The organism is Vibrio sp. CCUG 15886, from assembly GCF_028570825.1.
Classification (GTDB): Bacteria; Pseudomonadota; Gammaproteobacteria; order Enterobacterales; family Vibrionaceae; genus Vibrio; species Vibrio vulnificus_B.
The window spans coordinates 274697-287320 of sequence record NZ_JAQQBT010000001.1 but is presented as its reverse complement, the minus strand read 5'-3'; the positions used below and the strand labels follow the sequence as shown (position 1 = coordinate 287320).

Genomic DNA, 12624 nt, shown 5'->3' with positions numbered 1-12624 from the left:
TCAAATGAACGCTTTTTTTATACCGCCAATTCACAAAAACGTGATTTTCATTGGTAACACTGCAAGAACAGTTCTATTAAATATAACTATATTCATTCAGTGGTAAGCTACTTTATGCCAACAATAGAAATTATCAGATTTAACCACTTTGCTCCGAGGAAACAGGAACGTTATCCAGTGACAAAGAATGGCCTATTTTTCGTGGAGCAAGGCAGCCTAACCGTAACACAAGATTCCGGAGCAACGAGTGAGCTGACGGCAGGAGAATTTGCATTGTACAATTCCGGCCAATTAAAAGAAGCTCAAGCTCAACCGGGAGAAAATGGATTTTCAGCGTTAGCCTTGGTGTTTAGCATCACGCTGCTTCAAAAGTTCCGTAACGTTTACCCTTTATCTAAAATTCCAGCTCAACAGACTGACACCTTTTTCAAATTCAGTGGTCAACATAAGCGAATTGACCAGCTGAAAGATATGCTTATTGAAGAAGTTGAGAGAAAACAAAACTCGCAGGCGCAAGAACATTTAGCTTTGGCGTTAATGGCGCTCATGGTTGAAAAGCAGCCAGAGCTACTCAATATGATTATTCGCGCCACACAGTTTAGTGAAACGCAAAAAATCATTCAGTTTATTGAAAGCAATATCGAAGAAGAGATCTCATTAGAGACACTAGCCAAGCACATGGGTATGTCCACTGCGACCCTAAAACGACGCTTAGCGGCAGAAGAGATGTCATTTTCGCAGCTGTTGAAGATTAAGCGAATCTCTCACGCGGCGACTCAGCTTCGCGTAACCGATAAATCGATTACCACCATTGCGTATGAGTCTGGCTTTAAGAGTGCTGCCCATTTTAGTACCGCGTTTAAAGCCGTACAGCAAATGACGCCCAAAGAGTTCCGCGCAAAAGTACAGCAACACGGTAAAGCTTAGCAACGAGCTTTCCAAATCAGGTAAGCGTAATGCGTAGTGATTCACTCACTGCGCATCACCAAAAACACGCCAATGGGTCGTGTTCTATCTCCTCTAAAATCGAGTCAAGATCATCGGATTTCATCAGCGGGTAATAGGGTTCCCAATAGAACGTATCGCCGTCAAACTTAGCTTGAAAGAACAACCATTCGCCGTGCAATGCATCAAAGAGAATTTTGGCCACCGGTGAGGTGTATTCACTGTGACGAGAATCTAACAAATACGCAGCTTTGTAAAAAATCACTCCCGTCTCGATCGGTTGATATAGACATTTGCCGAGTTCAACGGGAAGGTTAACGTTTCTTTTTGTGCACAACGCTTGAGCACCTTTATTAAGCCGACTGATAGCAATTTGCGTCACTGACATAGTCATTCCTTCATCTATTCGGCTAGATTTGCTGACGTTTGCTGTCGAAGCCCCATCAGAAATCCACAGGCTTACTCGACGCCACCGTTTGCCGCTTTATAGACTTATTTTAGTATACAAAGTGTAATCGCCATGCGAGTGACTTAATGTTTAGACCTTCACAAAAATGTAACCTGAACGAAATATCATTCCACTCTCAAATAACCCTATTTTGGAGTAAGTTATGTTTCGCTTTGTGGTACCCGTCCTTTTATCTCTCTTTTCTATCGTCCCATTAAGCCACGCTAAAGAAGTGAATATTTCCGGTTCAACCTCCGTTGCACGTGTAATGGACGTGCTTGCCGAAGAGTTTAACAAGTCTCACACGGATTCTTTTATTGCAGTACAAGGCATTGGTTCGACCGCAGGAATCACGATGGTTAACAAAGGCGTAGTTGAGCTGGGGATGAGCTCTCGCTACCTCACAGAAAGCGAGAAAGGTGAAGATTTGAATGTGGATTTGATTGCTTACGACGGGCTAGCGGTGGTCATCAACCGTTCCAATACCCTTTCTAATCTGACTCAAGAGCAACTTTACAATATCTACAAAGGCAAAATTACCAACTGGAAACAAGTGGGTGGTGAAGACAAACCGATTGCTGTTGTCACTCGCGAGACTTCCTCTGGCACTCGCTATAGCTTTGAGAGCTTATTGGGTCTGACTCGTATTATTAATGATCGTCTTGTGTCGGACATCAATCCAAGCAACTTAGTTGTCAACAGCAATAGCATGGTGAAAACCATCGTAAATCATAACCAACATGCGATTGGTTTTATCTCGATGGGTTCGGTTGACAACTCCGTAAAAGCGATTAGCGTTGAAGGTGTTGCACCAAACTCAGATAACATCAAAAACCACTCATACTTACTGTCACGTCCATTCTTGATTTTGTATAAAGTCGGCTCTGTCGATAAAGACAGTAAAGCATTCATCGCTTTCATTAAGTCAACCCAAGGACAGAAAATCATTACCGATTATGGCTATACCTCAGTGAGCAGCCATAAAGAATAAGTGATTTCGCATTCAATAAAAAAGCCAGCCCGTTAAAGGACTGGCTTTTGACTTCTCCGCTCAAATTTGGCGGTAATTGAGAGAGATGTTAAGGCGTCACATCTGGCTCTACTGGTGTTTCAGGTTGCGTCTCGTCCACAATCGGCTTACGTAATTGCAAGAACCAGTACTCAGCCGACTCTTGGCCCTCAGTAGCAAGTATCACCGTGTCACCAAGGTTATACGCTTTCGCTTCAGTAGTTGAAACTTTCGCTGGCAATTGATACATGAAACTATCGCTAGACCAGTCGCCTTTCTCCCCTTTGACTGCTGCGCCGTGACCGAACAAAACAAACTGCTCGTTTGGTACATCCGCATTAGACACTGTGTATTGATTACCATCAATCACCGGGAATTTGGCGTAAGAGCCATCCAGCAGTTTGTCCTTCTTGTTGAAGATGTCACGACGAATCTGCTTCTCGATCACGCCTTCCACTTCCACATCAACAATCTCTGCCACATGGAACATGTCTGTGCCGTTGACAGACTGACGCCCAGCACTGTAAACGACATTGGCATCCGACTTAACACTGGCTACGCCATAGTTATCACCACCACGACGGGACATGCCTTCTTCGAACAGGAACAGGTATGGAAGATCAGCAATTGAGTTCCAAACCCAGTAGCCGATCAGGTCATAACTGCCGCGAGCAGCAATCAAACAACCCGCACCAGATTCAGCAAGTTCTGTTCTTAGCGCAACACTGACCGATTTAGGTTCAGCACAGAAGTAACCTGCATCACCTGGGTACATAAACTGCTGTGATGTCGCAGTTTTCGTTTCCATGTCATAGAGGTTCAATGTTGGTGGCGCAAACGCACCATAGTCCATCTGATTCGTATCTAGTGCAGCGATCATCCCTTGCTGAGACGGCAGTTGTACTGGCACACCATTGAGTGAAGCAATCTTGTCATTCCACGTATTGCTCGCGAAATCAAATTCAGACACTAACGTTGTATCATCTTCTTTGACGAGGAATAAGTTACCATTCGACGCAAAGTAGAAACTATCTGCATTGAGATTAAACTGCTTTTTGTACAAGTTGCTGGTGTCAACTTCAGCAAGCGTGCCATCCGCTAGCGTCATACGATACGCTTTGTGCTCAGGAATAACGCCACTTACGTGTTGGTTAGAGGTAACCAACATGACATAACCATTCGAAGCTGAGATCACTTGATTAGAGAGCAATTTGAAATCTGTTGTCGGCAAGAGCACTTCAACCGCATCACTCTCCCCATTTGCCGTTACTTGAGTAACAAACAACGCACCATTTTGAGATCCAGACACCTGCCAGAAGCGGTATAGCGTGTCACCACTTTGTACAGCTTGAACTAACGTTAGCCCCTGCAAACTTGCTTGATTACCTGCGACTTTGTGCCACTGATAGACATCTTGATTATCCAAAACAGCGACAGGGAGGTCGATGCGTGTTGGGTAGTCGTACGCGTCTGTAATTGCGCCAATTTCAGCGAAAATATTCTGCAGTTCAACTGGTACGGAATCGAGACCCAGCTTAGTTTCACCCGCTCGAACACCACGCATTAAGTCTGCATCTTTATCTAAGTTTGCGACTTGAAGACCCGATGCATCGACTTCCTCTCTAAACCCGTAACTTTCAAAGTCTAGTCCACCCGAAGTGGCAGAGAACTCATGAACAACGCCATTTGAACGCGTAAATTTGAAGGTATAAGGCAGTTTACTACCCTCATTCAAAATCATCTTGCCGTCGACGAACTCAGGTACAGAAGACACGATCATGGCTTGGGTTACCGTTACGGTTTGTTCCAACGTAAAGCCTTTGTAAGTAGCCGTAACAACAGACGTGCCTTCGACGATACCCGTTGCGAGACCTTGCTCATCAATAGTGAGCACATCTGGTGCGCTTGTCGTCCATGCGACACCTTCAACGATTTGAGATACAGAACCATCGTTATACTCACCGTTCAACGTTAGCTGTACAGATTGGTTCTTAGAGACGCTGCTATTCGGTAGGTTTAGGCTGATTCCTGTGAGCTTAGCTACCACACTAAACTCTTGAGATGCGCTGTAGCCTTCATAAGTTGCCGTTACCGTGGCACTTCCAACACCTTTCGCGACAAAGACACCCGAACCCGCAGGTTCAAGGATCGCTGGATTACTCGATACCCATTCAGCATTCTCGCTAAAGTCCACCACGTAACCGTTCTCGTGCACGCCTTCAGCGACCACTTTAAACTGGTCTTGGAGATACTGTTCGCGCTTGTCAAAGCCCAATCGCAAGCCAGATAATGTGGCTGGTTCAGCATTGAAAGCAATGGTTGACGTCGCACCTTGATAAGTCGCTGTGAGAGAGATATCACCCGTACCTACAACTTGAAGATGTCCATCAACAAATGTAATAGCGTTTGCTGGTGATGCTGACCAAGTGACGAATCCAGTCACCTCAGTTGTTGTACTGTCTGTCCAGATAGCAGAAACCAACGGCAGAAGCTTATCGCCTACGCTCACTTTTTTATCGACGCCGCTCAACACAATGTTGCTCAGCCCCACACCTTCAGCGGTAAATGTGCTTGATGTTGATACGCCTTTGTATTCAGCTTTAAAAGTGATCACACCCGGCTCTTTGACCTTCCAACGAGCGCCGACTTTTTCTAACGCAGTAACAGGCGTAACGGTGAAAGTAGCATCTTTACTGATGTCAGTTGACGATGCATCCGACCAAAGTGCAAATGTTGAAGGACTAATCAAATCCCCCACATGCGCGATTTGTGGCAGGCCAGTCACTAGCACATACTTGATACTTGCAGGAGCAGGGTCCGGTGAAATCACCGCATCATATTCTGAAGACCAACCTGGAAGGTTAGTGAAACGGTGTGCTTCTTGCTCGACGAACCAAGTATCGGCAAAAAGAGCGTTCCATGCATTGTTGTATGGAATGTCGTTAAGGCGATGCCACTGCTCCCATGAAATGTCACTTCTCACATTTCGTAACCAAGTCACGGTATTGTCGAACCCTGTGAGAGAGCCATCAAAATCAACAATCGACTTTAAGCCAACACCGTAGCGAACAATCATTTGCTCGGCGTAACGGCGATCGAGTGTTTGGTACGCCGCCCATTCATTTGCAGAAACAAAGTTGTCTTTGTTGACATCGGCCAATACATATTCAACCGTTGAGAAATTACTGATCAGAGCTTCAACACCTTCGCTGTCAATAGTCTGCTCCAGTGTTTGTCCGGCATATTCATAAAGAATCACTTCATTGCGTTGCGCCTTATAAGTGATTGGTAAAGATTTGAGGCTTTCGTACTCGTCTAGGTACACTTTTGCTTCAACAAAGTATCGACCATCTTGATCGGTCTTTGCTTGCGCCAAAAGCTTCTCACCTGCATAGATGGAAACTTCCGCATCGTACAGAGGGCCATCATAGACAATGCCCGTAAATTTTAAGCCTTTATACTCTCGTGAATCTGTCGCGGCATCTGAACCACCACTGTCACTACCACAAGCCGTTAACATCAAAATGAGTGGAATACCCATCAGGCCATTTTTATACATGAACTCTCCTTAACATGTATTAGATTTAAATATCGATAGCAGTTTAAAAACCAAAAACAGATATAAAAAAACATCCGTCACAGATGAATTAATATAAAAGTTGCTATCAAAAACTGACGCCCGCGGATTCTAATTTTCATAAAAATAAATATCAAATCAAACCATTCCCACTAAAAACGGCGCAAAAAACAAACTAATACCCACATTACCAATCAACACAAAATCAAAAAACAAACTAAATAACAAAGCCTTAAAAAGACAAATCAAACATTAGAAGATGACAAGATTATAAATAAACGAAATCAACATATTAATTAGTTGCACATTTCCGTTAAATGCATCGGATAAAACAACTCAATATCAGCCTTATTGAAACAAAATGTATAAGAAACGAATAGGTATTATTGAAGCCATATATCTCCAACAAAAACACGATTGAATTATCAATTACACTATTTTTGCGATCAACTTTACGTTCAATAATTAACAAAACTAAAAATATATACTTAAGCTAACGCTTAAAATTTATAAATATAGCGTAGATTTCATTCCATTCTATTTTTAATAGAGAATACCGTTGTGATGAAACTTATATTATTTAATCGTGACATCCACTCATCGCTTACGACTAAAACAAAACAATTTTTTAACACAATGCGTGCAATTGATTTTCAAACCCGGCTTGTGAACGGTTAACTTTCTATAAACAAAAAGAGACAAGCAACCCTTGTAGCATTCATGGTGGCTATAGCTTTTACATCACCTATACTCAATAAAGAGACCCGAGCGCCTCATCGCTGAATGGATATCAACACTCTTACACATTGGATAAGCATCATGGCAGACATAGATACCTCTCAATTAATCGTTCCGGATTCTGTACTAAAGAGCTGGCAAGAAATCGTCGATTTGGTTGCCAAAATGACGCAATGTCCTGCCTCTCTGATCATGCGTATTCACGAAAACGACATCGAGGTGTTTTCCAGCAGTCGTAGCGAAAATAACCCCTACGCGCAAAATGCAAAAGATTCGCTTGGACATGGCCTGTATTGTGAAACCGTGATTAGCGAACGGCGCATGTTGAATGTTCCCAATGCGCTTAACGATCCTGAATGGGATCATAATCCAGACATCAAACTGGGCATGATATGTTACTGCGGACTGCCTGTGTTTTGGCCAGATGACACCCCTTTCGGCACCATCTGTATGCTTGATAGCCAAGAGCGTTACTTTGATGAGGACGCGATGTCATTACTTGGCCGCTTTCAAACGGCCATTGAAGGACAATTAGAAACCCTTTACCGTAAAGAAGAGCTTGCCCAACTCAACCAAGAGCTGGAACAAAAGGTCGCAGAAAGAACCAAAACACTCGCCGATCTGAGTAGCCGATTGCTGACTGAAATCGAACAACGAACCGCTGCTGAAAGCCATTTGGACTTTCACCTTCATTACGACCCGCTCACAAAACTCCCCAACCGAATTACCTTGGCGGACGATCTCGCCGAACAGATGGCTTCTTTGGAAGATGATGAGCAAATTACCCTGATCTATTTCAGTTTGAAAAACTTTAAGTTTGTTAACGCAAGCTATGGCTATATGTTCGGTGATCAAATTTTATCCTCTCTGAGCCAACGCATTTGTCACAAGCTGCCTAAAAAGTGGAAACTGGCAAGAATTGTCGGATCGGATTTCGTCTTAGCAGCGCAGCATCTGCGCAAACCCGAGATACAAGAACAAGTCATCGAACGCATTACCAAGGCGTGCACCCAACCGTTTAACGTCAACGATATGAGTGTCAATTTGCAATGTCATTTAGGGGTCGCATTAGCCCCGATGGATGCAACAGACTCATTTAGCCTTATTCAGCGAGCGTGCTCTGCAATGAGCGAAGGTAAAAACGAAGGTTTGCAGGTCTCTTACTTTAATTTTGCCGCACAAAAAGCCGCAGAAGAGCGCTTGCAACTGGAGTCACATCTCTCTGAAGCACTCAAGAACAACGAACTTGAAGTGCATTTTCAGCCGATCATTTGCTTGAAACAGGGAGGGAAAATCATCGGTGCCGAAGCACTACTGAGATGGAATAATCCAACGCTTGGGCAAGTCTCCCCAGATCGATTTATTCCTTTAGCGGAAAGTAACGGCCAAATTATTGAAATCGGCTACTTCGTTTTACATCAAGCATTGAAACAAGCAGCGGAATGGCATCGCGCATCACCTCACGCGTTTAAAGTGGCGATTAACATCTCCCCCATCCAGTTCCGTGAACGACACTTTGTGCAACACTTACAAGACATTATTGATCTTTACCAATTGCCGGCAAAATGCATTGAACTGGAACTGACTGAAGGTATTCTGCTGCAAGATGAAGAGTATGCGCAAAACGTCCTCGCTCAGTTGCGTCAGTTTGGCGTCAGCATCTCGCTTGACGACTTTGGTACCGGTTACTCTTCACTCAGTTATCTGCAAAAATACGCTTTCGATACGCTAAAAATTGATCGCAGTTTTATCAATCAGTTGGAACACAATCAGCACAATCGAGAACTGACAAGAGCCATCATCGCCATGGCGCACAAACTCAATATGATGGTGATAGCGGAAGGGGTAGAAGATCGATACCAAGAAGACTTCATTCGAACCGAGGAATGCAACTACGCTCAAGGCTTTTTGTATGGCAAGGCGGTTCCGGCTGACGACTTCTCTCAACAATTAGCAAGTAGTCAGCAATTTTAACGTTATTTTTTAACTCACCGCATGAAAAAGCTGAGCGGCTCGCGCTTGAGCCGCTCAAATTGAGTTGAGTGTTGCGATGCTTTTTCGTTGCTTGCAACAGTAGAACGTTATTCTTCGATGATTTTATGTCCGCACTGTTCACAGACGAGATGGCGTTCAAATTCGTCCATCGAAGCGATGAATGCCCCTAAAACTGCGCCTTTTACAAAGCCTGAGAAAAACTCTTTCCAATCGCGCTTTTTGTCATCTTTATAAGGACTGGTTTTTCGTACCAAGATAACGACATGAGGTGTATCGGTGCCGCATTGTGGGCAAGCATGTGATTCGATTTTGTGTGACATAGAAAACTCCTGTAACAGCAAAGCCCCACTTGTAATCAGGACTCAACAGAAGCTAAAAAATACCATAAGCAATGAGTCATAGATATGACTCACCTCCAATTCATCCCATAAAGATATGAATAAGTTCTCTTATCTAATCATCAAAGCGATATTCGCTTAAGAAACGACCTGATACTGCTGCTCATGTAGCTCATGAGCTTTGGCATAAATCGACTCGTAACCAAGCTTTTCACGCTCTTCTTCTGTCATGAGTTGACGAATTGTGACATCACATTCTTTCATAATCTCTGCAGCACGTTTGATCTCCATCTCTTTTGGCCAATAGCGAGACAAAATAGTGATGATTTTGATGCAAACGGTTCTTAGCGTTGGGCTGCGCTCAAATATCTCCGCGTAAATGAGAAACAGTTTTTCGATGTTTTGTTTATGCTCAATCAGCGATTTGTACTTGCCTTCTAACCACTCGACTTTCTGCTGACCTTGCACTTCTAATGCTCTCGCCATCGCTGTCTTACTGGCTAAAATGGTTTCTAGCTCATCGTCGAGTAAACTCTCTTTACACCAGGTAATGCATTGTGAAAACTCGCTGTCAAACCCCATCGCATTCAACAGCCACGCGAAATGGTATCGATCATAAAAATGCTTAAACGGTTTGACACGATAAAGCTGGTTGAGTATCTCAAATGAAATTCGATACTGTTTTTCCGCCATGGCAATGTGTGCAGCAATCAGTTGAAACTGGCTTTCCAGCTCCTCATCAAAACTAAATTCGTAAGCATGTTTAAATAAGGTTTTCGCTTCTTTCAGCCAACGGAGTCTTTCTTGCGGCTCGGCGTCATTCAACGCATAGAGTAAAGCTCGAATATGATTCATGCGCATGAAATGGTTGTTACGAAAGGTCTCTTTGTTCACTTCCGAATAGAGGCGAAATCGTTGCAAAGCCGAGCGAGTGTCCCCTTCAGACAAACATAAGTTAGCGATCACCAATTCTCGTTCTGAGTTACCAGGTACAATTGAACTGGCAATCTTAAGGTGTGCAATGGCGTCAGGCACATCGCTGTTCATCAAGCTTAAGCTGGCGGCTTCAACCCTTACCGTGGTATTACTCGGCATTGCGGCAATCAACTCATGCACCAGTTTTGCGGCTTCCGACTTTTTACCTGTGTGCCTTAACGCATTGGCAAGACCCACTTTCGCCCAATCGAGCTCTTTCTTTTCCAGCGTCTGCTCATAAACCTTTTTGGCTTCTTCGTACAACTTCAGCCGAGTGAGGAAACCGCCACGAAATTTCTGAATAATGAAATAGTATTCGGGATGAAAGGGCTCCAACTCTGTACACACCGCCAAGCCCTTTTCCGCATTGCCTTCCGCCTCGGCTTGGTAAAGATCCACCAGCGCTTGCTTGCGCAACACCGCGTTTTCGAGCCGAGTTTGCAATATACCGATATTGAACGGTTTTAGAATGTATTCATCTGGTTTGAGCTCTAAGATGGAATGGACAATGAAGGCCGAGCTTTCCCCGGTCACGAGAATGAAAACAGCATCATTTGCCAGCAATTTATAATGTTTCAGCTCTTCAAAAATTTGCTTACCATTCATCCCTTTGCCGAAATTATAGTCACAAATAAAGATGTCGAACTTTTCTCGATTCGCTTTGAATACCGCCGATTTTGGGCTTTTACTGAACTGAATATTGCTATCGGAAAAACCCAATTTGAGCAACATACCTCGTAAACTAGTGATGACGACAGGTGCATCATCGATGATCAGAACTTTAAGCTGTGAAAAACGTCTTTTTGCCATAGTGTTATTAATCAGTACCATATCAATCTAGAGTAAAGAATCTCACCAGTTCCATGGCAGACTTGATCCCTAACTTTGTTTGAACTCGTGTTTTGTATGTGCTGACTGTCTTTTGATTGATGTCCAATTGATTTGCGATCTGCTTGTTACCAAGCCCTTTAAACAGCATCTGCGCCACCGCCAACTCTCTTTCTGACAGTTGATCGAGTTTATTTTGCTGTGCTGAGAAATCCGTTTTTTCGAGCTTACTGTGCGCTAAGATCTCTTGAACGGTATCGAACAGGGCGCTGCCTTTGGACAAAATGGTACTACGTGCGGTGAGCTCAGGTAACAGAACAATGTCAGGATTCGATTGTTCTGTCAGTAAAATCATCCGCCCACTAAAGCGCTGATCAATATCGGTCAACAATGTGTAATTTGTCGCATCAGACATAAACTTGATATCAACCACCACCAAATTGACTGGGTAATCCCTTAACGTTTTCACTGCGTGGTCGAGATTACGAGCAATCAATACTTGCGCCACACTGCTAGCACGTTGTAATTGTTTCGTGAGCGCGGAAGAGCTGACCGAGCACTCATCGATCACCAACGCGCAAATCCCGCCTTCAATGCTCTCTTGGCTCAGGCTACGACTCTGATTTTTGGCATATTGCTCAGAAAGCTCAGCGATCGTCAGTGGTGGCGAAGAGTAATAGCCTTGACACGTATCGACCCCAAGCGTACGCAGATATTGCCAAGACTCTTCGTCCTCGACGCCTTCCACCACGCAGTGCAACCCTAACGACTGGGCTAACATCAAACACATTTTGGTCAATTGTTGATGCTTGTAGTTAGTGACAAGATCAAAGACAAACCCTTTGTCTATTTTGAGCTCATTAAATGGCAACTTACCAAGCTGGCTGAGCGATGCGTACCCTGTGCCAAAATCATCAATGGATAAGCCAACCCCGTGCATACGCAGCCGAGCAAGATTGGCCAGAGAAACGGTGTTACCGTTGTAAACCTGATCTTCCGTGAGCTCTAACGTCAAGCGATGGGGATCGAAGTCGTACTGCTGGCATAACGCCATCACGCGGTCACACATCGGCTGTTGCAGATTGCTTTGGCTGATGTTGACCGACAGCTTTAAACCATCGCTCATGCTGGAAATCGCACTGATCGCCTTTTCCAACACGCGCCAGAATAACCTATCCATCCATTGGCACTGCTCAATCACTGACAGAAAGGAAGCGGGCGCCAACACGCCATGTTCCGGATGTTTCAGTCTGACCAGAGCTTCCACCCCAACCATGGCACCCGTAGCAAAATCGTATTGCGGCTGATAATAGTTGAAGATTTGATCGGTCTCGAACGCAACCTCGACCTCTTCACAACGAAGCGAATGTTGGATACTCGGCTCAACCGTGCGCTGTGTTGAGCTCGCATAGTGATTAATGACGTTGTAGAGCGACTCAATGCTAAAAGGCTTTTTCAGCACATCCACGTAAGGAAAGCCCGCCAGACTGCACATGTTTTTGGTCAGCTCAAGTACCGCGTCTTCGACCGCACTGAGAATGACGATGGCCGGCCGATGGGGTTGTTCGCTGAGTTGAGTGAGCAGGCTAATGCCATCCATCTCTGGCATATGAATATCACAGAAAATCAGTGAAAATCGCTGCTTCGCACAAAGCTTTAACGCTTCTTCACCATTGTCTGCCACTTGCACATCACAGTAATTGAGTGACGCCAGTTTTAATTTGAGACTGGTGGATTGTATCCGCTCATCCTCAACAATCAGTATTCTCAT

8 protein-coding genes are annotated in these 12624 nt (G+C 44.3%); 3 read left to right on the top strand and 5 right to left on the bottom strand.

Annotated features, from left to right (window positions below; all coding sequences use genetic code 11):
* Positions 1-114: 114 nt before the first annotated feature.
* Entirely contained in the window at positions 115-927 is an 813-nt protein-coding gene (locus PQQ36_RS01270; protein ID WP_026050868.1) for an AraC family transcriptional regulator, read from the top strand.
* Between the two features lie 55 nt (positions 928-982).
* Here the strand turns inward: PQQ36_RS01270 and PQQ36_RS01265 are convergent, their stop codons facing one another.
* Entirely contained in the window at positions 983-1339 is a 357-nt protein-coding gene (locus PQQ36_RS01265) for a DUF3024 domain-containing protein (RefSeq protein ID WP_011151999.1), read from the bottom strand.
* 217 nt (positions 1340-1556) lie between these two features.
* Here PQQ36_RS01265 and PQQ36_RS01260 point away from each other — a divergent pair, with 217 nt between their 5' ends.
* Positions 1557-2384, top strand: coding sequence for a phosphate ABC transporter substrate-binding protein (locus tag PQQ36_RS01260; protein WP_015727824.1), 828 nt, complete (start codon positions 1557-1559; stop codon positions 2382-2384).
* 88 nt (positions 2385-2472) lie between these two features.
* On the opposite strand, the gene PQQ36_RS01255 is transcribed toward PQQ36_RS01260, so the two are convergent.
* Positions 2473-5961, bottom strand: coding sequence for an Ig-like domain-containing protein (locus tag PQQ36_RS01255; protein ID WP_273660248.1), 3489 nt, complete (start codon positions 5959-5961; stop codon positions 2473-2475).
* 837 nt (positions 5962-6798) lie between these two features.
* Between PQQ36_RS01255 and PQQ36_RS01250 the strand changes: the two genes are divergently transcribed.
* Entirely contained in the window at positions 6799-8691 is a 1893-nt protein-coding gene (locus PQQ36_RS01250; RefSeq protein ID WP_176308195.1) for a bifunctional diguanylate cyclase/phosphodiesterase, read from the top strand.
* Positions 8692-8798: 107 nt separating this feature from the next.
* On the opposite strand, the gene PQQ36_RS01245 is transcribed toward PQQ36_RS01250, so the two are convergent.
* From PQQ36_RS01245 to PQQ36_RS01235, 3 genes are all read right to left on the bottom strand, one after another.
* On the bottom strand, positions 8799-9032 hold the full coding sequence (locus tag PQQ36_RS01245; RefSeq protein WP_011081122.1) for a hypothetical protein: 234 nt from the start codon (positions 9030-9032) through the stop codon (positions 8799-8801).
* A gap of 156 nt (positions 9033-9188) precedes the next feature.
* On the bottom strand, positions 9189-10835 hold the full coding sequence (locus PQQ36_RS01240; RefSeq protein ID WP_172665233.1) for a response regulator: 1647 nt from the start codon (positions 10833-10835) through the stop codon (positions 9189-9191).
* Between the two features lie 22 nt (positions 10836-10857).
* Entirely contained in the window at positions 10858-12624 is a 1767-nt protein-coding gene (locus tag PQQ36_RS01235) for an EAL domain-containing protein (protein WP_263195089.1), read from the bottom strand.

What these genes read in the sequence shown, in the direction of transcription:
- PQQ36_RS01270 (WP_026050868.1), top strand. Translation starts at nt 115, where the DNA reads ATGCCAACAATAGAAATTATCAGATTTAACCACTTTGCTCCGAGGAAA.
- PQQ36_RS01265 (WP_011151999.1), bottom strand. Translation starts at nt 1,339, where the DNA reads ATGACTATGTCAGTGACGCAAATTGCTATCAGTCGGCTTAATAAAGGT.
- PQQ36_RS01260 (WP_015727824.1), top strand. Translation starts at nt 1,557, where the DNA reads ATGTTTCGCTTTGTGGTACCCGTCCTTTTATCTCTCTTTTCTATCGTC.
- PQQ36_RS01255 (WP_273660248.1), bottom strand. Translation starts at nt 5,961, where the DNA reads ATGTATAAAAATGGCCTGATGGGTATTCCACTCATTTTGATGTTAACG.
- PQQ36_RS01250 (WP_176308195.1), top strand. Translation starts at nt 6,799, where the DNA reads ATGGCAGACATAGATACCTCTCAATTAATCGTTCCGGATTCTGTACTA.
- PQQ36_RS01245 (WP_011081122.1), bottom strand. Translation starts at nt 9,032, where the DNA reads ATGTCACACAAAATCGAATCACATGCTTGCCCACAATGCGGCACCGAT.
- PQQ36_RS01240 (WP_172665233.1), bottom strand. Translation starts at nt 10,835, where the DNA reads ATGGCAAAAAGACGTTTTTCACAGCTTAAAGTTCTGATCATCGATGAT.
- PQQ36_RS01235 (WP_263195089.1), bottom strand. Translation starts at nt 12,624, where the DNA reads ATGAGAATACTGATTGTTGAGGATGAGCGGATACAATCCACCAGTCTC.